The 21,867-nt window shown below is 64.1% G+C and carries 22 protein-coding genes; 15 read left to right on the top strand and 7 right to left on the bottom strand.

Features of this window, described 5'->3' with window-relative positions; genetic code table 11:
- Positions 1–7 precede the first annotated feature (7 nt).
- The 8 genes from AC07VI_RS20455 to AC07VI_RS20420 are packed head-to-tail and all read left to right on the top strand — an operon-like array spanning position 8 to position 7,096.
- The gene (locus AC07VI_RS20455) at positions 8–781 is read left to right on the top strand and encodes an ABC transporter ATP-binding protein (protein ID WP_086145343.1); all 774 of its coding nucleotides are present in this window, start codon (positions 8–10) and stop codon (positions 779–781) included.
- Positions 778–1,422 carry a cob(I)yrinic acid a,c-diamide adenosyltransferase gene (gene cobO / locus AC07VI_RS20450; RefSeq protein ID WP_086145342.1) on the top strand — a complete coding sequence of 215 codons (645 nt, stop codon included), beginning with the start codon at positions 778–780 and terminating at the stop codon, positions 1,420–1,422. Before AC07VI_RS20455 ends, cobO begins: the two co-directional genes overlap by 4 nt.
- Before the next feature lie 7 nt (positions 1,423–1,429).
- Positions 1,430–1,996, top strand: a complete 567-nt coding sequence (gene cobU / locus AC07VI_RS20445) for a bifunctional adenosylcobinamide kinase/adenosylcobinamide-phosphate guanylyltransferase (protein ID WP_086145341.1) — start codon at positions 1,430–1,432, stop codon at positions 1,994–1,996.
- On the top strand, positions 1,990–2,943 hold the full coding sequence (gene cbiB, locus AC07VI_RS20440) for an adenosylcobinamide-phosphate synthase CbiB (RefSeq protein ID WP_492992578.1): 954 nt from the start codon (positions 1,990–1,992) through the stop codon (positions 2,941–2,943). Before cobU ends, cbiB begins: the two co-directional genes overlap by 7 nt.
- On the top strand, positions 2,936–3,922 hold the full coding sequence (gene cobD, locus AC07VI_RS20435) for a threonine-phosphate decarboxylase CobD (protein WP_099419621.1): 987 nt from the start codon (positions 2,936–2,938) through the stop codon (positions 3,920–3,922). Before cbiB ends, cobD begins: the two co-directional genes overlap by 8 nt.
- Positions 3,919–4,830 (top strand): cobalamin-binding protein, encoded by a 912-nt coding sequence (locus AC07VI_RS20430; protein ID WP_492992576.1) that lies wholly within the window; start codon positions 3,919–3,921, stop codon positions 4,828–4,830. The genes cobD and AC07VI_RS20430 overlap by 4 nt, the downstream gene beginning before the upstream one ends.
- Complete coding sequence (locus tag AC07VI_RS20425) at positions 4,827–5,645, top strand: ABC transporter substrate-binding protein (protein WP_492992574.1); 819 nt, start codon at positions 4,827–4,829, stop codon at positions 5,643–5,645. Before AC07VI_RS20430 ends, AC07VI_RS20425 begins: the two co-directional genes overlap by 4 nt.
- Positions 5,642–7,096, top strand: a complete 1,455-nt coding sequence (locus AC07VI_RS20420; protein ID WP_492992572.1) for a cobyric acid synthase — start codon at positions 5,642–5,644, stop codon at positions 7,094–7,096. The genes AC07VI_RS20425 and AC07VI_RS20420 overlap by 4 nt, the downstream gene beginning before the upstream one ends.
- 3 nt (positions 7,097–7,099) lie before the next feature.
- On the opposite strand, the gene AC07VI_RS20415 is transcribed toward AC07VI_RS20420, so the two are convergent.
- On the bottom strand, positions 7,100–8,257 hold the full coding sequence (locus AC07VI_RS20415) for a hypothetical protein (protein WP_086145335.1): 1,158 nt from the start codon (positions 8,255–8,257) through the stop codon (positions 7,100–7,102).
- A gap of 208 nt (positions 8,258–8,465) precedes the next feature.
- Here AC07VI_RS20415 and AC07VI_RS20410 point away from each other — a divergent pair, with 208 nt between their 5' ends.
- The 6 genes from AC07VI_RS20410 to yacG all read left to right on the top strand — a co-directional run bounded on the left by AC07VI_RS20410 (position 8,466) and on the right by yacG (position 13,879).
- Positions 8,466–9,938 carry a DHA2 family efflux MFS transporter permease subunit gene (locus AC07VI_RS20410; protein ID WP_226936235.1) on the top strand — a complete coding sequence of 491 codons (1,473 nt, stop codon included), beginning with the start codon at positions 8,466–8,468 and terminating at the stop codon, positions 9,936–9,938.
- Between the two features lie 73 nt (positions 9,939–10,011).
- Positions 10,012–11,208 carry a type II secretion system F family protein gene (locus AC07VI_RS20405; protein WP_099375307.1) on the top strand — a complete coding sequence of 399 codons (1,197 nt, stop codon included), beginning with the start codon at positions 10,012–10,014 and terminating at the stop codon, positions 11,206–11,208.
- Positions 11,209–11,314: 106 nt separating this feature from the next.
- Positions 11,315–12,184 carry a prepilin peptidase gene (locus AC07VI_RS20400; RefSeq protein ID WP_086145332.1) on the top strand — a complete coding sequence of 290 codons (870 nt, stop codon included), beginning with the start codon at positions 11,315–11,317 and terminating at the stop codon, positions 12,182–12,184.
- Between the two features lie 29 nt (positions 12,185–12,213).
- Entirely contained in the window at positions 12,214–12,861 is a 648-nt protein-coding gene (gene coaE, locus AC07VI_RS20395; RefSeq protein ID WP_086145331.1) for a dephospho-CoA kinase, read from the top strand.
- 62 nt (positions 12,862–12,923) lie between these two features.
- Positions 12,924–13,679: a cell division protein ZapD gene (gene zapD / locus AC07VI_RS20390; protein ID WP_086145330.1), complete on the top strand. Its 756-nt coding sequence runs from the start codon at positions 12,924–12,926 to the stop codon at positions 13,677–13,679.
- An 11-nt stretch (positions 13,680–13,690) separates the two neighbouring features.
- Positions 13,691–13,879, top strand: coding sequence for a DNA gyrase inhibitor YacG (yacG, locus tag AC07VI_RS20385; protein WP_071325269.1), 189 nt, complete (start codon positions 13,691–13,693; stop codon positions 13,877–13,879).
- A gap of 3 nt (positions 13,880–13,882) precedes the next feature.
- Here the strand turns inward: yacG and AC07VI_RS20380 are convergent, their stop codons facing one another.
- The 5 genes from AC07VI_RS20380 to argJ form a co-directional block, all read right to left on the bottom strand.
- The gene (locus AC07VI_RS20380; protein ID WP_086145329.1) at positions 13,883–14,302 is read right to left on the bottom strand and encodes a PIN domain-containing protein; all 420 of its coding nucleotides are present in this window, start codon (positions 14,300–14,302) and stop codon (positions 13,883–13,885) included.
- A gap of 6 nt (positions 14,303–14,308) precedes the next feature.
- The gene (locus AC07VI_RS20375) at positions 14,309–14,524 is read right to left on the bottom strand and encodes a FitA-like ribbon-helix-helix domain-containing protein (protein ID WP_492992568.1); all 216 of its coding nucleotides are present in this window, start codon (positions 14,522–14,524) and stop codon (positions 14,309–14,311) included.
- Positions 14,525–14,643: 119 nt separating this feature from the next.
- Positions 14,644–15,066, bottom strand: a complete 423-nt coding sequence (locus tag AC07VI_RS20370; RefSeq protein ID WP_086145327.1) for an NUDIX domain-containing protein — start codon at positions 15,064–15,066, stop codon at positions 14,644–14,646.
- Complete coding sequence (locus tag AC07VI_RS20365; protein WP_099419622.1) at positions 15,063–15,944, bottom strand: ATP-binding protein; 882 nt, start codon at positions 15,942–15,944, stop codon at positions 15,063–15,065. Before AC07VI_RS20365 ends, AC07VI_RS20370 begins: the two co-directional genes overlap by 4 nt.
- Complete coding sequence (argJ, locus tag AC07VI_RS20360) at positions 15,941–17,179, bottom strand: bifunctional glutamate N-acetyltransferase/amino-acid acetyltransferase ArgJ (RefSeq protein ID WP_086145325.1); 1,239 nt, start codon at positions 17,177–17,179, stop codon at positions 15,941–15,943. Before argJ ends, AC07VI_RS20365 begins: the two co-directional genes overlap by 4 nt.
- Before the next feature lie 218 nt (positions 17,180–17,397).
- On the opposite strand from argJ, the gene AC07VI_RS20355 reads away from it, so the two are divergent.
- Positions 17,398–18,810, top strand: a complete 1,413-nt coding sequence (locus AC07VI_RS20355; protein WP_492992565.1) for an alpha/beta hydrolase — start codon at positions 17,398–17,400, stop codon at positions 18,808–18,810.
- A gap of 75 nt (positions 18,811–18,885) precedes the next feature.
- Here the strand turns inward: AC07VI_RS20355 and secA are convergent, their stop codons facing one another.
- Positions 18,886–21,657 carry a preprotein translocase subunit SecA gene (gene secA / locus AC07VI_RS20350; RefSeq protein ID WP_086145323.1) on the bottom strand — a complete coding sequence of 924 codons (2,772 nt, stop codon included), beginning with the start codon at positions 21,655–21,657 and terminating at the stop codon, positions 18,886–18,888.
- Positions 21,658–21,867 lie beyond the last annotated feature (210 nt).

The following is a 21,867-nucleotide window of genomic DNA, read 5'->3' as shown; positions in this document are numbered from 1 at the left end:
AATCAATATGATACGCACCTACCAACTTGGCCTGAAAGCAGGCGCGCGCTGCCTCGTGGATAACCTCAACTGGCGCATCCAGGCGGGAGAATGCTGGAGCGTCATCGGCCGCAATGGCGCCGGCAAGAGCACCTTGCTGCGTACCCTGGCTGGCCTGCGCGAACCGGATGCCGGCCACGTGACGATACAGGGCCGCGCCTTGATGGACTGGCCTCTGGCCGACCTGGCACGTGAGCGGGCGTTCCTGGCTCAGGCGCGCCATGATGCGTTCTCGTACCGCGTCATCGAAACGGTGCTGTCGGCGCGCCATCCATACCACGACAATCATTACTGGGAGGGCAGCGACGACCAGCGCATCTCCCTGGCGGCGCTGGCATCGATGGAAGTGGAACACCTGGCCGAACGCGACGTGCGCAGCCTGTCGGGCGGCGAACGGCAGCGCGTGGCGATCGCCGCCATGCTGGCGCAGGATACGCCCCTGCTGCTGCTGGACGAGCCGGCCAACGCGCTGGACCTGGCGCACCAGGTCAGCGTCATGGGCTTGCTGGCGAGACTATGCCGCGAACAGAACAAAACCGTCGTCATGGTGGGGCACGACCTGAACCTGGCGCACAGCGTCTCGACCCACGCACTGCTGCTGATGGGTGATGGCGGCTCGCTCGCCGGCCCCGTGGCCGACGTGATGCAGGCATCGCTCCTGAGCCACTACCTTGGCCACCCGATCGAAATCATCGAACACGGCAAACGCAAGATATTCATACCGAAAGAGGATCAAACATGAGCGATAGCAAACACGTCGACGCGGAAACCGCAGCCAATACCGCAGCTATAAACGAGCGCCACCGCGTGCGCATGGAGAGAAAGAAGGCCATCATCGATGCAGCCATCGCCAAGGCGGACAAGGAAATCGGCATCATCATCGTCAACACGGGCAATGGCAAAGGCAAGAGTTCGAGCGGCTTCGGCATGGCCATCCGCGCCATGGGCCACGGCATGAAAGTGGGCGTGGTGCAGTTCATCAAGGGCGCCATGTCGACCGGTGAAGAAAAGTTCCTGCGCCGCTTCCCCGATGAAATCAGTTTTCATGCGATGGGCGAAGGCTATACCTGGGAAACGCAAAACCGCGAGCGCGACATCGAGAAAGCCGAACTGGCATGGGAGCAGGCGAAGACCTTCCTGGCCGACCCAAGCTACGGTCTGGTGCTGTTCGACGAACTCAATATCGCCCTCAAGTACAACTACCTCGACGTGCACAAGGTCATCGCCGACCTGCTGGAGCGCCCGGCCATGCAGCACGTGGTCATCACGGGCCGTGGCGCGCCCGACGAACTGATCGCGATCGCCGACACCGTCACCGAGATGGCCGTCGTCAAGCATGCGTACGCGGCCGGCATCGGCGCACAAATCGGCACCGAGTGGTAACAGCGCCATGACGCGCACCCTGGTCTTCGGCGGCGCCCGTTCCGGCAAGAGCGCCCATGCGGAAAAGCTGGCCCGCGAGTCCGGCAAGGAGGTGATCTACATCGCCACCGCGCAGGCGGGCGACGGCGAGATGGCCGCGCGCATCACGCATCACCGGGCGCAGCGACCGGCAGAATGGGTCACTGTGGAAGAGCCGCTGCGGCTGGGCGACGCCATCCTTCGGCAGGCACGGCCCGGCCGCCTGCTGCTGGTCGACTGCCTGACCCTGTGGCTGACGAATCTGATGTTTTCCAGCGGCGAGACATATCCGGACGTGGGCGACATCGTCCTGCCGGAGCTGTTCCACAGCGAGCGCGCGCATCTGCTGTACGCGCTGGCCGAAATCGAAGACACCGGCTGCAACCTTGTGCTCGTCTCGAACGAAGTGGGCATGGGCATCGTGCCCTACGGCGCCATCTCGCGCTGCTTCACCGATGAAGCGGGCCGCTTGAACCAGGCCGTGGCGGCCGTGTGCGACAAGGTTGTCTTTATCGCCGCCGGCTTGCCCCTGCACCTGAAAGGCGGCCCATGCTGAGCGGCCTGTCGCTGCCCATGCTGGCCGCCCTGATGACGGCCGGCGTGCTGCTCGACATGCTGCTGGGAGAAACGCGCCGCTGGCATCCGCTGGTGGGTTTTGGCCGCCTCGCCAGCGCGCTGGAGCGCCGGTTGAACCGGGGCCGTGGGCGTTTTCTGCGCGGCGCGCTGGCATGGACGCTGGCCGTGCTGCCCATCAGCTATGCTGCCTGCTGGCTGTGCGGCCTCTCGGGTGCGGCGCTGCACGTTTTTTTGCTGTATCTGTGCCTGGGCCTGCGCAGCCTGCGTGACCACAACCAGCCGATCGCCGATGCCCTGGCCATCGACGACCTGGACAACGCGCGCCTGCTGACGGCGCGCATCGTCAGCCGCGACACGGCCAACGCCGATGCGGCCAGCCTGGCCAAGGCCAGCACGGAATCCCTGCTGGAAAACGGCAACGACGCCGTCTTCGGCACCCTGTTCTGGTTTGCCGTGGCGGGCGGCCCCGGCGCCGTGCTCTTCAGGCTGGCCAATACCCTCGATGCCATGTGGGGCTACCGCAATGCGCGCTACGACTGGTTCGGCTGCTGCGCCGCGCGCATCGACGACATCCTCAATTACCTGCCGGCGCGCCTGACGGCCCTGTCGTATGTCTTGCTGGGCAAGAGCATGGCGGACAAGAAGCGCGCATGGCACTGCTGGCGCAGCCAGGCCCCCGCCTGGGGCAGCCCGAATGCGGGTCCCGTGATGGCCAGCGGCGCCGGCGCCCTGGGCCTGGCTCTTGGTGGCGACGCCATCTATGACGGCGAGCTGGAACCCCGCCCGCCGCTGGGCGCCGGCCGTCCCGCCGAAGCGCGCGACATCGACCGCGCCTGGCGCCTGGTGGCCGAGACGGCAGTGCTGTGGCTGATCTGGGTGGCGCTGCTGGCCGGGCTGTACTACTTGAGGGGAAAATACCTTGCTTGAACATGGCGGCAACCTGCGCGACGCCGCGCGCACGTATGGCCGGCCCCTGGAAGACTGGATCGACCTGTCGACCGGCATCAATCCGCACTGGTATGCAGCGCCAGCACCCGACGCCAACGCCTGGCACCGGCTGCCGGAAGCCGATCCCGCGCTGGCGGCTGCCGCCTGCGCGTACTACGACGCGCCTGCCATGCTGCCCGTCGCAGGCACACAGGCCGCCATCCAGGCCCTGCCCCGGCTGCGCGCGCCATCGCGCGTGGTGGTGGCCGCACCGTCCTACGCGGAACACGCACACCACTGGGGCCAGCACGGCCACCAATTGCGGCAAGTACCATATGCGCAGCTGGCCGAGGCCGTGGACAGCTGCGACGTGATGGTCGTCTGCAATCCGAACAATCCCACGGGCGAGCGCATCGCCCCCGAACTACTGCTGGCATGGGCGGGCCAGCTGGCCGCGCGCGGCGGCTGGCTGGTGGTCGATGAAGCGTTTGGCGATACGGAAGCGCCAGTCAGCCTGGGGCCGCACTCGGGCCAGCCGGGTCTGATCGTGCTGCGCTCGGTGGGTAAATTCTTTGGCCTGGCGGGTCTGCGCCTGGGCTGTGTCGCCGCCCATCCCGCGCTGCTGGCACAGCTGGCCGACATGCTGGGACCGTGGAGCGTCAGCGGCCCGGCGCAGCAGGTAGCGCTGGCGGCCCTGACGGACACGCACTGGCAGGACGCCATGCGCGAGCGCCTGCGCGGCGAAGGCGCCCGCCTGCACCAGCTATTGGCCGCGCACGGCATTGCCAGCAGCGGCACGGCGCTGTTCCAGTGGTGGCCGGAAGCACGCGCCGAGGCGCTCTGGCGCCACATGGCGGAATCTGGCATCTGGGTGCGCCTGTTCCGCCACGCCGCCCACGGCATCCGCCTGGGCCTGCCCCCCGACGAACACGCCTGGCTGCGCCTGCAGCAGGCCCTCACTACATGGAAGCACACATGAAAATCCTGAAAATATCGCTACTGCTGGCCGGACTGGTCTCGCTGCAGGCGCATGCCGCCATCACCGTGCGCGACGACGACGGCAATACCATCACCATGGCCAAGCCGGCCCAGCGCATACTGGCACTGGCGCCGCACGTCACGGAACTGCTGTTCGCCGCTGGCGGCGGCGAGAAAATCGCCGGCGTCGTCAGCTATAGCGACTACCCGGAAGCGGCCAAGAAACTGCCGCAGGTGGGCGACAACCGCCAGTACGACATGGAGCGCATCATCGCCATGAAGCCGGACCTGATCGTCGTATGGATGCACGGCAGCGCCGAGCGCCAGATCGCCATGCTGCGCCAGCTGAAGGTGCCGATTTATCACAGCGAACCGCGCAAGCTGGCCGACATTCCCGACAGCATGGAGCGCCTGGGCCAGCTGATGGGAACGGAAAAAATCGCCAAACCGGCCGCCGCCCAACTGCGCGCCAAACTGACCAGCCTGACGGCGCAATATGCGCAGCGTCCGCCCGTGCGCGTGTTTTACCAGGTGTGGGACAAACCTTTGTATACGCTGAGCGGCGCGAGCATCATCAGCGACTCCATGCGCGTCTGCGGCGGCCAGAATGTGTTTGCCGCGATGAAGGTGGTGGCGCCCGTCGTCACGCCGGAAGGCGTGCTGCAGGAAGACCCGGAAGTCATTTTCGGCACCAGCGAAAAGAGCGACCCGCGCAGCGAGGGCGGCCTGGCCATGTGGCGCGCCTTCCCGTCGATGACGGCCGTACGCAGGAATAATCTGCTGCGCCTCAATGGCGACCTGCTGAACCGCGCCGGTCCGCGGATGATCGAAGGCACGGCCGCCATGTGCGAGCAGCTGGAAGCGGCCCGCCAGCGCCGTACCGCTCCCGCAGCCAAGGGCGCGCAATGAGCCACGCAGCGAGTCACTACCAGCGCATCGCCTGCCTGTCGACGGAGGCCGTGGAAACGCTGTACGCGCTGGGCGCCCAAGACGTCATCGCGGGCATCTCGGGCTTTACCGTGCGCCCGGCCCGCGCACGCGAGGAAAAAACCAGGATCAGCGGTTTTTCCTCGTCAAATCTGGAGCGCATCCTGGCCGTCCGGCCTGACCTGGTGATCGGTTTTTGCGACATGCAGGCGGACATTTGCCGCGACCTGGTCAAGGCCGGCATCGAAGTGCACCAGTTTAACCAGCGCACGGTGGACGGCATCCTGCGCATGATCGCCGTGCTGGCCGCGCTGGTCCAGCGCGAGGAGGCAGGCCGCGAGCTCGTCGCCAGCCTGCGCGCCGACATCGCCGCCGCCCGCGCCCGCGCCGCAGCCTGGACGCGCAAGCCCTTGATTTACTTTGAAGAGTGGAATGATCCCCTGATGAGCGGCATCTGCTGGGCAGCGGAATTGATCGTCATCGCCGGCGGCGCGGACGCCTTCCCGGAATTGTCCGTGCAGCCGGGCGCAAAGGAACGCATCATCGCCGAGCCGCGGGAGGTGGTGCGGCGCGCGCCCGACATCATCCTCGCCAGCTGGTGCGGCAAGAAGTTCCAGCCGGCGCAACTGGCGGCGCGCCCGGGCTGGGATGCGATTCCCGCCGTACGCAATGACATGCTGTTCGAGATCAAGTCGCCCGACATCCTGTCGCCCGGCCCGGCGGCGATTACCGAAGGGCTGCGCCAGATCAGCGACATCATCGCGCGCTGGCAACATCTGCAGGAGCAGCAGGCATGAAGCTTCCCTTCCCCGCCCTGATGGTACAGGGCACGACGTCCGACGCGGGCAAGAGCACCGTCGTGGCAGCCCTGTGCCGGTTGTTGAAGCGCCGTGGCGTGACGGTGGCGCCGTTCAAGCCGCAAAACATGGCCTTGAACAGCGCCGTGACAGCGGACGGCGGCGAGATCGGCCGCGCCCAGGCGCTGCAGGCGCTGGCCTGCGGCATTGCGCCGCACACGGACATGAATCCGGTACTACTAAAACCGTCCTCGAACACGGGTGCGCAAGTAATCATCCACGGCAAGGTGCGCGCCGAAATGGATGCGCGCGATTACCAACAGTATAAAACCATCGCCATGGGCGCCGTGCTGGAGTCGTATGCGCGCCTGCGCCAGCAGTACGACGCCGTCGTCGTCGAAGGCGCGGGCAGCCCCGCCGAAGTCAACCTGCGCGCGCGCGACATCGCCAACATGGGCTTTGCCGAAGCCGTCGACTGCCCCGTGATCCTCGTCGCCGACATCGACCGGGGCGGCGTCTTCGCCCACATCATCGGCACCCTGGCCTGCCTGTCCGACAGCGAGCGCGCGCGCATCATCGGCTTCGTCATCAACCGCTTCCGCGGCGACATCTCGCTGCTTGCGCCCGGCATCGAGTGGCTGGAACAGCAGACGGGCAAGCCCGTGCTGGCCGTGCTGCCCTATCTGCAAGGCCTGTTCCTCGATGCGGAAGATGCGGTCGAAGCCATGCAGACCGAACGGGGCGCCTTCAAGGTGGTGGTGCCGCAACTGCCGCGCATCAGCAACCACACGGATGTGGACGCCCTGCGCGCCCACCCTGGCATCGACCTGCAATTCATCCAGCAAGGGCAACCGATTCCCCCTGCCGACCTGGTGATCCTGCCCGGCAGCAAGAACACGCGCGGCGACCTGGCCTGGCTGCAGCAGCAGGGCTGGCCCGCCTACCTGGCCAAGCACCTGCGCTACGGCGGCAAGGTGCTCGGCATCTGCGGCGGCTTCCAGATGCTGGGGCAAAGCGTGCGCGATCCGCTGGGCGCGGAAGGCGCGGCGGGAGAGTCAAAGGCACTGGGCCTGCTCGATATGCTGACGGATCTGACGACGGACAAACGCCTGCAACAGGTGAGCGGCCATTGCGCATTTGCCGGCGCGGCAGACGCGCCCGTAGCCGGCTATGAAATCCACATGGGCGTGTCGCATGGCGCCGCATTGCGGCAGCCGGCCTTCGTCATCGAAGGCCGGCCGGAAGGCGCCGTATCGGGTGACGGGCAAATCCTGGGCAGCTATTTGCACGGCATGTTCGACACGCCCGCCGCGTGTTCGGCGCTGCTGCGCTGGGCCGGGCTGGACTCGGCGCACACGGTGGACACCGCCGCCCTGCGCGAGGCCAGCCTGGAGCGCATCGCCGACGCGACGCTTCCGCTGCTGGCGGCGCTCGACGCACTCCCGCGCTAGGCTTTACTTTTTCAGGCAGCTCGTCAGGAAGGAGCGGTCGGTCGAGAACTGCACCGCCATGCTCGACGAGACGGGCATGAACATCGCGTAATCGGCCAGCGCGTCGGCCGGGTCCTTGAATACGGCGACGCCGTCGAATTCGACGGCCTGGGACCCCGTGCCCAGCTTGTTCAAGCTCACGTTTTCCCCGTGTACCTTGCCGCTGGCATTGTTCGTGATGGTCGCCACATTGCCGGCGATATCGATCTTGCCCGTCGTGCCGCCCTGCTCCGCGCACGCGTAGCTGCCATTGATTTCTGTGCCAATCTTCTGTTGCTTGGCCGCCACGATGGTACCCACGCGCAGGACATTTTCCTGGTTCCGGCTATAGCGGTCGATGAACAGCGCCAGCCCCCGGTCCCCCGCATGCACGTGCACGATGCCGAAGTCCTGGCCGCCCTGGCGGGCGACAAGCAAGCCGTTCTTCGCATCCTTGACCAGCGTCAAATCCGCGCCTTCCGGCGGCGGCAAGCCCGGCACGGCCGAGCAGACGCCCTGGGCATCGAAAACACCGCCATTGCACAGTCGGGCCGCTCCGTCGGCAGCGATCCTGAAACTGCCTTTCGGATTGAAACGGTCAGCGCCATTCGATGCGTTGCGCATGGCGCCCAGGAAAATATAGCTGCCGGCCAGCCGGGCGACATCGCCCACCGTGTAGCCGGTGCCGCTGACGGTCGACGCCATGTTACCCAGCTTGATATTGCCCGACAGAAGACGCGTGCGCGCATCGACGGTGACGCTGAAATCCGTTGCCGTGTAGGTGGTGAGATTGCCGGCGGTGGTAGCGCTGAACGTACCGCTGCGGTCGCTCAAGCCGAACTGCGTCGACAGGACACGGATGGCATAGGTTTTCTTGACGCGGTCAAACGTGATGCGCCAGGTGTCGCCGATATCGGCAGCCACGTCATAGACGCTTTCATCGGCGCCGGCGCCGGCAATGACGTTCAGGCCGGCCTCTTTGGCCACGGCTTCCGACGCCAGCGTCACGCTGTCAGCGGGGGTAACGGGTGGCGTCACCACGACCGGCGGCGTCGCCGGTGTCTCAGGCGCGCCGCCACCGCTGCCGCCGCCACATGCGGACAGGGCCGCGCCCAGGACAAGAAACGTAAGTACATTTTTCATTTGAGGTAACTTTTCAGGAAGGAAGAGACCGGAGATGTCAGGAAACACATGCTAGCCGTGCCTGGGATCTATTGCCATAGAACAAATGTTCCATGGACTATTCCGTCGACACGAGGGCGAAATGGACAGCGCGGGCGGCACGCCAGCGCCATTTATGTGACAATCCACCGCACTGTCGGCTCCGTTTCTCCTCCCCAGGCTCGCATCCATGACCAGTTCCCCGATTAAAAGCTACCTTCCCTGGGTGGTCGCCACCGCCCTGTTCATGGAGCAACTCGACTCCACCATTGTCAACACCGCCATTCCCGCCATGGCTGCCAGCCTGCACGTGACGCCGCTGAGCCTGAAAGCCGTCGTCACCAGCTATATCCTGAGCCTGGCCGTGTGCATTCCCATCAGCGGCTGGATGGCCGACCGCTTCGGCACGCGGCGCGTGTTTTCCGCCGCTGTTGCCATCTTCACCATTGCCTCCATCCTGTGCGGCCTGTCCGTCAATTCGCCGATGCTGGTGGCGGCGCGGCTGCTGCAGGGCGTGGGCGCGGCCATGATGATGCCGGTGGGCAGGCTGACCATCATCCGCACCTTTCCCAAGTCACAATTGCTGGCGGCCATGAATTTCGTCATCATCCCCGCCCTGATCGGCCCCCTGCTGGGCCCCACCGTGGGTGGATTGATCGTGCACTGGCTGTCGTGGCGCGAGATTTTCTTCGTCAACGTACCCGTGGGCCTGGCGGCGCTGTACCTGGCGCACCGCTACATGCCCGACTACTACGGCGACAAGCCGCGCCCGCTGGACCTGATCGGCCTGGTGCTGTTCGGCACGGGCATCGCCTTGCTGTCTTGGCTGCTGGAAATATTCGGCGAGCACAAGATCGACCCCACCTCGGCCGCCGTGCTGCTGTTCATCTCCATCAGCCTGCTGGCCGCGTATGCCTGGCATTCGAGCGAAGTGCTGCACCCGCTGCTGCGCCTGACCCTGTTCAAGATCCGCACCTTCCGCGTCTCGGTGGTGGGCGGCTTCGTCACGCGCCTGGGCGTGGGCGGCCTGCCCTTCCTGCTGCCGCTGCTGTACCAGCTGGGCCTGGGCTTGCCCGCCTGGCAGTCGGGCTTGCTGATGATGCCGTCGGCAGCGGCCGCCATGGGCATGAAATTCATTTCCGCGCGCGTGCTGGCCCGCTTCGGCTATCGCCAGGTGCTGATCGTCAACACAGTGCTCATCGGCATCACCATCGCCATGTTTTCGCTGGTGGGCGTGGGCACGCCCCTATACATGATCGTCGCCATCAGCCTGTGCCTGGGCTTTTTCAATTCGCTGCAGTTTTCCAGCATGAACACCATCGCGTATGCCGACGTCGACAATAGCGATTCCAGCATGGCCAGCACCATCGCCAGTTCCATGCAGCAACTGTCGATGAGTTTTGGCCTGGCCTTCGGCTCGCTGATCACGGGCTGGTACCTGGGCGACATGCCGCAATCGGACCGCGCCATGCTGAGCACGGCGCTGCACCACGCTTTCCTCACGCTGGCCGCTTTGACCGTGCTGTCCTCGCTGACCTTCTGGACCCTGCGCCGCGACGATGGCGAAAGCATCAGCAAGGGTTCGGAAAGCAACGAGGAAGCGACGGCCGACGTCAAGGCCCAGGCTGTCGTGCAGACGGAAGTACAAGCCACAAAGGGCTGAGCCAGATCAAGCGTGGCGCCAGCGCTGCTGGTGTTTTTTCCTGCCGCTGCTACAGTGGCAGCAGGAGGCGCACATGGCGGCCGAGCGTCAGTTTGCGTGGAAGGGAACGGACCGCCATGGCAAGCCCGTGGACGGAATGCTGCGCGCAGCCGACGCAGCGGCGGCCAGCCTCGCGCTGCGGCGCCAGGGCATCCTGGCCACGCGCGTGCGCGCGGCCCGCGCCGCGCCGGGCAAGGCCATCACGCAGAAGGATATTGCCCTGTTCACGCGCCAGCTGTCGACCATGATGGCGGCCGGCGTGCCGCTGCTGCACGCCTTCGACATCGCCGGCAAGGGCCACGCCAAGCCCGCCATCACGGAACTGATGCGGCACTTGCGCCACGACATAGAAGCGGGCAGCAGCCTGCAGCAGGCATTCCGCCAGTTTCCCCTGCTGTTCGACGAACTGTATTGCAATCTGCTGGCGGCCGGCGAGCAGGCCGGCATCGTGCAGGAATTGCTGGCGCGCCTGGCCACGCACCAGGAAAAGGCCATCGCCCTGCGGCGGCAGGTGCGCGGCGCGCTGATGTATCCGCTGGTCATCGTGCTCGTCGCCATCGTCGTCACGGCCATCATCATGAGCGTGGTCGTGCCCGCCTTTCGCCAGGTTTTCGACAGCTTCGGCGCGCCCTTGCCGCTGCCCACCCTGGTGGTCATGGGCTTGTCTGCCTTCCTGCTGCGCTACTGGCTGGCATTGCTGGCGGCACTGGTGCTGGCCTATGTGCTGCTGCGCCTGGCCTGGCGCCGCTCGCCGGCCCTGCGCCGGCAGGCACAACTGCAGGCGCTGCGCCTGCCGCTGGCCGGCCCGCTGCTGCGCAAGGCGGCCATTGCCCGCTGGACGCGCACCCTGGCCGCCATGTTCGCCGCCGGCGTGCCCCTGCTCGACTCGCTCGATCTGGTCGGCGCCGCTTCCGGCCACGCGCTGTACCAGGAGGCGACCGCCCGCATCGACCGCGACATCCGCGCCGGCGGCAGCCTGGCCCTGGCCATGGAACACAGCGGCGTGTTCCCCGACCTGCTGACGCAGCTGGCCCTCATCGGCGAAGAGTCCGGCGCGCTGGACGCCATGCTGTCGCGCGCGGCCGAGATCGTCGAAGGGGAAATCGAAGCGACCGTCGCCCTCCTCACTGCGCTGCTGGAGCCGGCGCTGATGGTGGTGCTGGGCGTACTCGTCGGCGCCCTCGTGATCGCCCTGTATTTGCCGATTTTTAAGCTTGGCGCCGTGATTTGAAGACATGTCCACGTAAAACGCCCCCATGCGCCGGCGGATGTTTTACACTGCTGCAGTGCCAGGCAATGTTTGCACGGCAACATTCATCCCCTCAGACAAGTTCACCATGCTGCAAGATACCCTGCTGTTCGCCGCCCCCGGCAATCTGCCCGTCACCCTCGCCGCCGCCCTGTTCGGCCTGATCGTCGGCAGCTTCCTGAACGTGGTGATCCACCGCATGCCGAAAATGATGCAGCGCGAATCCGACAATTACGTGGCGGAAGAAACGGGCCAGCCGCTGCCGCACACGGACCGCTACAACCTGATGCTGCCGCATTCGCACTGCACCGCCTGCGGCCACCGCATCACGGCCATGGAAAACATTCCCGTCATCAGTTATTTGCTGCTGCGCGGCAAATGCAGCGCCTGCCAGGCGCCCATCTCCGTCCGCTATCCACTGGTGGAATTGCTGACGGGCGCGCTGTCGGCCGTACTCGTCTGGCATTTCGGCAGCGGCTGGACGGGGCTCGCCACGCTTGTCTTTGCCTGGCTGCTGATCGCCATGACCTTCATCGATGCCGATACGCAAATGCTGCCCGACGACCTGACCTTCCCCCTGCTGTGGGCTGGCTTGCTGGTCAATATCAATGGCACTTTCGTGCCCCTGCAGGACGCCGTCATCGGCGCGGCCGCCGGCTACCTGGCCCTGTGGAGCGTGTACTGGGCCTACAAGCTGGCGACAGGCAAGGATGGCATGGGCGCTGGCGACTTCAAGTTGCTGGCCGCGCTAGGCGCCTGGCTCGGTTGGACTATGTTGCCAACCATCATATTACTGTCGTCGCTGGTGGGCGCCGTGGTCGGCATCGGCCTGATCCTGTTTGCCAAGCGGGCCCGCGACAATCCGATCCCGTTCGGCCCCTACCTGGCGGCCGCGGGTTTCATCGCCCTGCTGTACGGCACCTCCCTGTCGCGGCTCACGCCTGGCCTGCCCGGCTGACCGGTGCCACATCCCGAATGGATAACAACATGCAAGTACAAGACGCTCCCTATTTCAGCGTGGGTCTCACCGGCGGCATCGGTTGCGGCAAGAGCACGGTGGCCGACCTGTTCGCCGCGCGCGGCGCCGCCATCGTCGACACCGACCAGATCGCCCACAGCCTGACGGCACCCGATGGCGCGGCCATGCCGGCCCTGGTCGCGGAATTCGGCCCCGACTACGCCGATGCGCGCGGCGCCCTCGACCGCGTAAAAATGCGCAAGCTGGTCTTTTCCGACGCGGCCGCCAAGGCCAGACTGGAAGCCATCCTGCACCCGCGCATCCGCCAGGCCACCCTGACGGCCGCGGCCGAAGCGACGGGCAGCTATGTGATCTTTGCCGTGCCCCTGCTGGTCGAGTCCGGCGGCTGGGTGGAAAGAGTCAACCGCGTGCTGGTCATCGATTGCCTGGAGAGTTTGCAGATAGCGCGCGTGATGGCGCGCAATGGATTGTCGGAAGAACAAGTCAAAGCCATCATGGCCACCCAGGCCACGCGCGCCATGCGCCTGGCCGCGGCGGACGATGTCATCGACAACAATGGCGATTTGGCGGCCCTGGAGCCGCAGATTGCCCAGTTGCACGATTTATATCTGGCATTTTCAAAAAGAATGGCTGGAATCGGGTCGCAACGTTTGTAATTTGTCGACGCTTGGTTCAAAATCACGGGATTGTTTGCAGGTCCTTACTTAAGGGAATTATTTTGATTGTCTACGAATACCCTTTCAACGAACGCATACGTACCTTGTTGCGGCTGGAAGACCTGTACGACAAATTCAAGTTCTTCATCCAGCAAGAGCATGCAATGCAGCATCATGTCGCTTTGGCAACCATTTTCGACATGCTCGAAGTGGCGGGCCGCGCCGACCTGAAGTCAGACCTGCTGCAGGAACTCGAGCGCCAGCGTCAAAGCCTGCTGGGCTACCGCAGCAACCCGAATGTAGAACCGGAAACCCTGGACGCCATACTGGGCGAACTCGACAGCGTTAGCGGCGCCCTGGTGGCGGCGCAAGGCAAGACGGGCCAGAATATCCGCGACAATGAATGGCTGATGAGCATCCGCGGCCGCACCATCATCCCGGGCGGCGCCTGTGAATTCGACTTGCCGTCGTACTTTGCCTGGCAAAAGCGCAGCTGCGAGCAGCGCCTGACCGATATCCACGCCTGGTTCGCCCCGCTGGCGCCCCTGTTCGATGCGCTGGCCCTGGTGTTGCGCCTGCTGCGCGATTCCGGCGGCCCCGTCAAGCTGATCGCCAATGGCGGCAGCTACCAGCAAATGCTGCAAGGCAAGGTGTACCAGATGCTGCGCCTGAGTCTGGACGAAAGCAGCGGCGCCATCCCGGAAATTTCCGCCAACAAATACATGCTGTGGGTACGCTTCACCACCCAGGGCGGCGACCTGAAACCCAAGCCGCTGGAAGACGATGTACCATTCGAGCTCACACTCTGTAATTTTTAACTGTAATCGCCATGACCGTCGTTAACTGCCCTACCTGTGCCGCCAAAGTCGAATGGACTGAGGCCAACAAATACCGCCCCTTCTGCTCGGAACGCTGCAAGCAGATCGACCTGGGCGCCTGGGCCGAGGAAAAATACACGATTCCCGCCGCCGACCCGTTCGAAGATCCGCTGGCGGACGAAGACAACAAGCCGCAGTAATCTTCAAGCAAACGGATTTTCCAGGCGCAGCCCCTGCGCCACGAAGTTGACCAGCCGTCCACTGACTACCGTCAAGCCATAGGCGATACCCATCGCCGCGATCTGCCTGTCCACGTCCCGCACCCGGCTGCCGCCATCCTGCAGGCGGGCGCAGACAAGGGCGCAATCGAGGTCGAAGTCCAGCAGCCGCGGCGCATACTCCGCCAGCACGGCTTCCAGCCAGCCTTCCAGGGCCAGCGCTTCGAGCGCTGCTTCGCGCCGCCAACTCAGTTGTATGCCTGCACGCAACTCGGCGATCACCTGCACCGGCACATAACGCTCTTCCGGCGCGCTCCGCTCAAAAAAGGCGGCCACGCCCGCTGGCGCCCTGTCTCCCTTGCGCGCGGCAATGATCACATCCGTATCAAGCAGGTAGCCGGGCATGGCGCGTCAGGAGCGGCGGTGGAAATCCGTGTCGAGTCCCACATCCGGCATGGCGCGCAAGATGTCGTCGAGCGGCCGCTTCGGCAACGGCCGCAAGGCGCTGCGCAAAATATCGCGGTGCTCTTCCTCGATGCTGCGTCCATGCGCACGGGCACGCTTATGCAGCGCCGCGAGCAGCAATTCATCGGTATCGGTGAAGGTCAGGGTCAGGGTCAGCGCCATGCGAATTCCCCCAGTACGTCATGCAAGCACTGTAGCGCAAAACATCGCCGATGCAAGGGAAGGATGAAACAGGCTTGCGCCAGCGCAGCGCAAAGGCTGCATCCTGGCGCCAGTCACGTTCAGGCGGCAGCCAGGGATTCCCGGCGCACCTCGTCCAGCCATTCCAGCAAGGGAATGGTGGCGGGCAGCAAAGGTTCCACGCCGACCGTGCCCTGCCAGGCGAACGCCTGCCCTTCCAGGCTTTGCGGCTCGCCGCGCCAGTCGCGGCTGATATAGAAGTGCAGGCGCACATGAGCGTGCGGATATACGTATTCGACGCCGCACCAGGCTTCGGCGCTGTCGATATGCAAACCGAGCTCTTCGACAAACTCGCGCTTCAAGGCGTCAAGGATGGCTTCGCCCGGCTCGACCTTACCGCCAGGAAATTCCCAATAGCCATCATACGGCTTGCCGGCCGGGCGCTGGCCCAGCAAGACGTCGCCGTTCGGCTTCATCAGGATGCCGACGGCCACGTCCACCGGTTTCACTTTCACTTCGCTCATAGCGGCAACTTTCCCGCAGGTAGTTTCCCAGCATAATCGCGCGCAAATTGCCAGGCTACCCGGCCCGAACGGGAACCGCGCTGCAAGGCCCAGCGCAGGGCGTCGCCGCGCGCCGCGGCAATCTGCTCCGGCGTGCAGCCGAACGAGGCCAGCCAGTGCGCGGCGATATCAAGATAATCATCCTGCTTGAACGGATAGAACGACAGCCACAGGCCGAAGCGCTCGGACAGCGAGATTTTCTCTTCCACCGTCTCGCCAGGGTGCAGATCGCCATCATCGTCCGTCTTGTAGCTGCTGTTGTCGGACATACGTTCCGGCATCAGGTGACGGCGGTTCGAGGTGGCGTAGATCAGCACATTGTCCGATTGCGCGGCGATGCTGCCGTCGAGCGCCACTTTCAGCGCCTTGTAGCCGCTTTCTCCCTCTTCGAACGACAGGTCGTCGCAAAAGATGATGAAGCGCTCGGGGCGCGCCGCCACCAGGTCGACGATGTCGGGCAAGTCGGCCAGGTCCGCTTTATCCACTTCGATCAGGCGCAAGCCCTGGTTGGCAAACTGGTTCAGGCAGGCCTTGATCAGCGAGGACTTGCCCGTGCCGCGCGCGCCCGTCAGCAGCACGTTATTGGCTGGACGGCTGCTCACGAACTGGCGCGTATTCTGCTCGATCTGGGCCTTTTGCGTGCCGATGTTGTGCAAGTCGTCCAACGCGATGTTCGACACGTGGGCGACCACCTGCAGACATGGCACGGCGCCCGGGCGCCGGCGCCAGCGGAAGGCAAAGCTGTTCCAGTCCGGCGCGGGCGCCGCCTGCGGCAAGATCGCTTCCACCCTCGCCAGCAAGGCTTCGGCGCGGCTCAGGAATTGATCGAGGCCGGTCATGAGCGATAGTCGGCGTTGATCGACACGTAGTCATGCGACAAGTCGCACGTCCACAGCGTGGCCGTGGCATCGCCGCGCGCCAGTTTCACACGGATGGTGATTTCGCTTTGCTGCATCACGCGCTGGCCATCCTGCTCCTGGTAATCGGGGTTGCGGCCGCCATTCTTGGCTACCCACACGTCATCCAGATACAGGTTCAACTGGCCCACGTCCAGGTCATCCACGCCTGCGTAGCCGATGGCGGCCAGGATGCGGCCCAGGTTCGGGTCGGACGCGAAAAAGGCCGTTTTCACCAGCGGCGAATGGGCGATGGAATAGGCGATCTTGCGGCACTCTTCCACGTTGCGGCCGTCTTCCACCGTCACCGTCATGAACTTGGTGGCGCCTTCACCGTCGCGCACGATGGCTTGCGCCAGGAAAGTCGACAGTTCGGTGACGGCCGCCGCCAGTTGCGCATAGTGCGGCGAATCGATGGAATCGACGACCAGGCTGCCGGCGCCCGTGGCCACCAGCATGAACGAGTCATTCGTGGACGTGTCGCCGTCGATGGTGATGCAGTTGAACGATTTATCGGCCGCCTGTTTCACCAGCTGGTCCAGCACCGGTTGCGCCACGGTGGCGTCGAACGCGAGGAAACCCAGCATGGTGGCCATGTTCGGCTTGATCATGCCGGCGCCCTTGCTGATGCCCGTCAGGGTGACCGCGTGGCCGCCGATGGTCACCGTGCGCGAGCCCGCTTTCGGCTGCGTATCGGTGGTCATGATAGCTTCTGCGGCCGAGAACCAATTGTCAGGCGTCAACGCTGCCACGGCTTGCGGCAGACCGGCGACCAGGCGCTGCACGGGCAAGGGTTCGAGGATCACACCCGTGGAAAACGGCAGGATTTGCTGCGGCGTGCAGCCCAGCAACTCGGCCAGCGCAGCACAGCTGGCCTGCGCGTCGGCCAGGCCCGAATCGCCCGTGCCCGCATTCGCGTTGCCCGTATTGACCAGCAGCGCGCGGATCGGTGCGGCGCCGGCCGTCACGGCGGCCAGGTTGGCTTTCGAGATTTGCACGGGCGCGGCGCAGAAGCGGTTCAGGGTGAACACGCCGGCCACGGTGGCCGTCGGCGCCAGTTTCAATACCAGCAAATCCTTGCGGTTGGGTTTCTTGATGCCAGCTTCGGCGACACCGATTTCAATGCCGGCGACGGCTTTCAAGTCGGCGGCGACGGGCTTGGGAGAATTGACGGCCATATGAGTTCTTCTGCTAGGGAAAATGGAAGCGCTATTGTAGCGCCTTCGCGCCGCAGGTGAACAAGCGGCAAGTGAATAGTCGCGGCGGCACCGGCGGCGGCGGGACGGGCAACTAGCGTGGCCAGACTTGCGATTTATCAGATTGATGCCGGCTGGCGGCGCTAAAATGGGGGAACAGGCCACTATGCGTCTGGTAAGCGCCGCCCAGGGAGAATGTCATGGCCCATGGCAAATCATACACAACACAGCGCAGCGACGCAGGTCTGTCGTGCCTGTCGTGCCTGTCGTGCCTGTCGTGCCTGTCATGCTTATCGTTCCTGCTGTACCTGCTTTGCCTGCTTACCTGGTTGACCGCATGCACGGCACCGCCCAGTCCCACCGACGCCGCCCGCGCTCCCGCACCCGCTGAACAGACGCCCGACACGCTGCTGCGGGCTCACTCGCCGCCGCCCAAGGATGCCGCGCGGCCGGCGACAGCAGCCGCGCCTCCCGGCGATACGGCACCGCCACGAAACACGCCCTGGACCAGTTCGTGGTCCAGGGCGGGCCTGGGCGGGCTGTTCGGCAAGCTCGGTAGCGCGGCCGCAGGTGCCGGTTCCGCCATTGATAGAGCCTCCTCCCCCGTCAGGACAAATGGGGGAGCGGCTGCCACGCAAGTGACCGTGTACTACGCCACCGACAGGAAGTACCTGCCAGAGCGCAACAATTATGGCTGGCAGCCCAACCGCACGCCCCCCTACCTGAGCTACGGTAGCGTGCAGGTGAGCATTCCCGAAAAAAGAGCGCCGGGCGAGCTGCCGCTGCCGCCCTGGTACGACATCCTTTCCGGCGACGATGCGCAAAAATACGTGCTAATCAAGGGAAGCACACGCCTGTCGCGCGCGGATTTTCTTGCCACCGTCAAGGCCAGGTTACGGGCCGCGCCGGAACGGCACGCCGCCTTCGTCTACATCCACGGCTACAGCAATTCCTTTGACGACGCCGCCAGGCGCACGGCGCAGATGGCCGTCGACCTCGATATCGGCGCCCTGCCCGTGTTCTACAGCTGGCCATCAAAAGGCACGCTGGCCGGCTATGAGTTCGATGAAAACGCCGCCGAATGGACCCAGACGCACCTGCAGGCCTTCCTGGCCGACTTCGCGGAGCACGCTTTCGCCACCGATATCTATATCATCGCCCACAGCATGGGCAACCGCCCGATGACCGTGGCCCTGGCCAACTTGCTGGAAAAGCGCCCCGACCTGCTGCCCCAGTTCAAGCAGGTGGTGCTGGCGGCGCCGGACATCAATGCCGATATGTTCCGCGAGCAGATCGCTCCCCGTTTTGCCAGCCTCAAGCTTCCCGCCACGCTGTACGCCTCCGCGAACGACAAGGCCATCCGCGCTTCCTACAATTTTGCCGATTGGGACAGGATAGGCGACATCCGCGGCCCCGTCGTCGGCATCCCCGGCATGGAACTCGTCGATGCCTCGGCCGTCATCATGAATTTCATGGGCCACGATTACTTTGCCAGCAACCGCGTCCTGCTGACCGACATCGCCACCCTGATCAAGACGGGCCAGCGCGCAAAAAACCGCGGCGGCTTGAAAGGCATTCCCTCGCAGGCGCCGCAGTACTGGGCCTTTCCCTGAGCAGCCGGCCACACGTTGCTGCAAAAAAAAACGGAGACCGCAGTCTCCGTTCTTGTTCAGGCTGTCAAGCAGGCCTTACGCCAGCTTGCCGTGGCAAGCCTTGTACTTCTTGCCGCTGCCGCATGGGCATGGATCATTGCGGCCAACCTTGACGCCCATGCTCACGCTCATGTCGTCGACATACTGGTCGTTGCCGTCGCCAGCCGTCGGCGCCAGCAGTTCTTCCGGCGCCGCGTTCGGGTCGAATTCGGCGTGCTGGTAGTGCACGTTTTCCACGTGCGACTGCTGCATCGCCTGTTCGGCCGCATCGACTTCTTCGCGCGACTGGATACGCACCGTCATCACGTGTTTCGTGACGTCGTTCTTGATCATGTCGAGCATCTGGCCAAACAGTTCAAACGCTTCGCGCTTGTATTCCTGTTTCGGGTTCTTCTGCGCATAGCCGCGCAGATGGATGCCCTGGCGCAGGTGATCGAGCGCCGCCAGATGTTCGCGCCAGTGGCTGTCCACGCTTTGCAGCATGACATTGCGCTCGAAGCCGCCAAACGATTCCTTGCCGACGATGTCGATCTTCGACTGGTACACGGCGTCGGCCGCGGCCAGCACTTTTTCCAGGATTTCCTCGTCCGTCAGGGTCGAATCGGCTTCCAGCATTTGCTGCAGCGGCAAGTCGAGCTGCCATTCGCCGGACAGGGTATTTTCCAGGCCCTTGATATCCCACTGCTCTTCCACCGACTCTTCGGGCACGTACTGGTGCACCAGGTCGGTGAACACGCCGTGGCGCAGGGAAGCGATCATGTCCGAAATATCGGTCGTTTCCAGCAGCTCGTTACGCTGCTGGTAAATCACCTTGCGCTGGTCGTTGGCGACGTCATCGTATTCCAGCAATTGCTTGCGGATGTCGAAGTTGCGCGCTTCCACCTTGCGCTGGGCCGATTCGATCGAACGCGACACGATGCCTGCCTCGATCGGTTCGCCTTCCGGCATTTTCAGGCGGTCCATCACGGCGCGCACGCGGTCGCCGGCGAAGATGCGCAGCAGCGCGTCGTCGAGCGACAGGTAGAAGCGCGACGAACCCGGATCGCCCTGGCGGCCGGCACGGCCACGCAGCTGATTGTCGACGCGGCGCGATTCGTGGCGTTCGGTGCCGATGATGTGCAAGCCGCCAGCATTGACGACGTGGTCGTGCAAGGATTGCCATTCGTCGCGCAGGGTCTGCGACTGGGCTGCCTTGTCGGCGTCGCTCAGTTCAGGATTGGCTTCGATGAACTTGATCTGGTTTTCCACGTTGCCGCCCAGCACGATGTCGGTACCGCGACCGGCCATGTTGGTGGCGATGGTGATGGCTTTCGGACGGCCTGCCTGGGCGATGATTTCCGCTTCGCGCGCATGCTGCTTCGCATTCAGCACGTTGTGCGGCAAGCCGGCCTTGGTCAGGATGCCCGACAGCAGTTCCGAGTTCTCGATCGAGGTCGTACCCACCAGCACGGGCTGGCCGCGCTCGTAGCAGTCGCGGATGTCGTTCAACATCGCGTTGTATTTTTCCGCCGACGATTTATAGACCTGATCCTGGCGGTCCTTGCGCTGCAGCGGACGGTTTTGCGGAATGACAACTGTTTCCAGGCCGTAGATTTCCTGGAATTCGTACGCTTCGGTATCGGCCGTACCCGTCATGCCGGCCAGCTTGGCGTACATGCGGAAATAGTTCTGGAAGGTGATCGAGGCCAGGGTCTGGTTCTCGTTCTGAATCTTGACGCCTTCCTTCGCTTCGACGGCCTGGTGCAGGCCGTCGGACCAGCGGCGGCCCGTCATCAGACGGCCCGTGAATTCATCGACGATCACCACTTCATTGTTCTGCACCACATAGTGCTGATCCTTGAAGTACAGCGCATGCGCGCGCAGGGCCGCATACAGGTGGTGCACGAGGGTGATGTTGGCCGAATCGTACAGCGACGCGCCTTCCGGCAACAGGCCCATCTCCATCAGGATGCTTTCGGCCTTTTCGTGGCCCGCTTCCGTCAGCAGCACCTGGTGCGCTTTTTCATCCTTGGTGTAGTCGCCCGGCACTTCGACCTTGCCCTTGCCGTCCGGCGTTTCTTCGCCGATCTGCAGGGTCAGGCGCGCAGGCACTGCATTGATCTTGTGATACAGGTCCGTGTGGTTCTCGGCCTGGCCCGAAATGATCAGCGGCGTACGCGCTTCATCGATCAGGATCGAGTCGACTTCATCGACAATGCCGAAGTTCAGGCTGCGCTGCACGCGCTCGCGCGCTTCGTAGACCATATTGTCGCGCAAGAAGTCGAAACCGAATTCATTGTTCGTGCCATACGTGATGTCGGAGTTGTACGCCTGCTGCTTGGCGCTGTGCTCCATCTGCGACATGTTCACGCCCGTCGACAGGCCCAGCCACGCATACAGGCGGCCCATCGTCTCGGCGTCGCGCTGCGCCAGGTAATCATTGACAGTCACGATATGCACGCCCTTGCCCGACAAGGCGTTCAGGTAGGCTGGCAAGGTTGCCATCAGGGTCTTGCCCTCGCCCGTGCCCATCTCCGCGATCTTGCCGAAATGCAAAACCATGCCACCGATCATCTGCACGTCGAAATGGCGCATGCGCAGGACGCGCTTGCTGGCCTCGCGGCAGACGGCAAACGCTTCCGGCAACAGGGCATCGAGCGATTCACCGGCGGCGATGCGTTCCTTGAAGGCAGGCGTCTTCGCTTGCAGCTCGGCATCCGACAGCTTTTCGATGGCCGGCTCGAGCGCATTGATCTCGCGTACCGTTTTTTGGTATTGCTTGAGCAGCCGCTGGTTGCGGCTACCGAAAATCTGGGTCAGTAATGACATGCTTGAATTCTTGAAAAAACGCCGTTAAAAAAAGCTCGGTAGGTGACGACGAAGTAACAATCGCGTAACCGCACGGAGTTCGACTATGGCAAAAGACGATGATTTTATCATGCGTTCCCGCCAAGGTTGGGGTAATGCACCATATAACAATAGCTTAATGACAAACAAATGGCAGAAAGTGCGGACATTTCCCATACTGTAAGGCAATAC

The organism is Janthinobacterium sp. GW821-FHT03A03, assembly GCF_059421435.1.
This window is presented reverse-complemented; position numbering and strand designations above follow the sequence as displayed.

Excerpts from the sequence above, each read along its gene's own strand:
- AC07VI_RS20455 (WP_086145343.1), top strand. The coding sequence starts at position 8 with ATGATACGCACCTACCAACTTGGCCTGAAAGCAGGCGCGCGCTGCCTC.
- cobO (WP_086145342.1), top strand. The coding sequence starts at position 778 with ATGAGCGATAGCAAACACGTCGACGCGGAAACCGCAGCCAATACCGCA.
- cobU (WP_086145341.1), top strand. The coding sequence starts at position 1,430 with ATGACGCGCACCCTGGTCTTCGGCGGCGCCCGTTCCGGCAAGAGCGCC.
- cbiB (WP_492992578.1), top strand. The coding sequence starts at position 1,990 with ATGCTGAGCGGCCTGTCGCTGCCCATGCTGGCCGCCCTGATGACGGCC.
- AC07VI_RS20430 (WP_492992576.1), top strand. The coding sequence starts at position 3,919 with ATGAAAATCCTGAAAATATCGCTACTGCTGGCCGGACTGGTCTCGCTG.
- AC07VI_RS20425 (WP_492992574.1), top strand. The coding sequence starts at position 4,827 with ATGAGCCACGCAGCGAGTCACTACCAGCGCATCGCCTGCCTGTCGACG.
- AC07VI_RS20420 (WP_492992572.1), top strand. The coding sequence starts at position 5,642 with ATGAAGCTTCCCTTCCCCGCCCTGATGGTACAGGGCACGACGTCCGAC.
- AC07VI_RS20415 (WP_086145335.1), bottom strand. The coding sequence starts at position 8,257 with ATGAAAAATGTACTTACGTTTCTTGTCCTGGGCGCGGCCCTGTCCGCA.
- AC07VI_RS20410 (WP_226936235.1), top strand. The coding sequence starts at position 8,466 with ATGACCAGTTCCCCGATTAAAAGCTACCTTCCCTGGGTGGTCGCCACC.
- AC07VI_RS20405 (WP_099375307.1), top strand. The coding sequence starts at position 10,012 with ATGGCGGCCGAGCGTCAGTTTGCGTGGAAGGGAACGGACCGCCATGGC.
- AC07VI_RS20400 (WP_086145332.1), top strand. The coding sequence starts at position 11,315 with ATGCTGCAAGATACCCTGCTGTTCGCCGCCCCCGGCAATCTGCCCGTC.
- coaE (WP_086145331.1), top strand. The coding sequence starts at position 12,214 with ATGCAAGTACAAGACGCTCCCTATTTCAGCGTGGGTCTCACCGGCGGC.
- yacG (WP_071325269.1), top strand. The coding sequence starts at position 13,691 with ATGACCGTCGTTAACTGCCCTACCTGTGCCGCCAAAGTCGAATGGACT.
- AC07VI_RS20380 (WP_086145329.1), bottom strand. The coding sequence starts at position 14,302 with ATGCCCGGCTACCTGCTTGATACGGATGTGATCATTGCCGCGCGCAAG.
- AC07VI_RS20375 (WP_492992568.1), bottom strand. The coding sequence starts at position 14,524 with ATGGCGCTGACCCTGACCCTGACCTTCACCGATACCGATGAATTGCTG.
- AC07VI_RS20370 (WP_086145327.1), bottom strand. The coding sequence starts at position 15,066 with ATGAGCGAAGTGAAAGTGAAACCGGTGGACGTGGCCGTCGGCATCCTG.
- AC07VI_RS20365 (WP_099419622.1), bottom strand. The coding sequence starts at position 15,944 with ATGACCGGCCTCGATCAATTCCTGAGCCGCGCCGAAGCCTTGCTGGCG.
- argJ (WP_086145325.1), bottom strand. The coding sequence starts at position 17,179 with ATGGCCGTCAATTCTCCCAAGCCCGTCGCCGCCGACTTGAAAGCCGTC.
- AC07VI_RS20355 (WP_492992565.1), top strand. The coding sequence starts at position 17,398 with ATGGCCCATGGCAAATCATACACAACACAGCGCAGCGACGCAGGTCTG.
- secA (WP_086145323.1), bottom strand. The coding sequence starts at position 21,657 with ATGTCATTACTGACCCAGATTTTCGGTAGCCGCAACCAGCGGCTGCTC.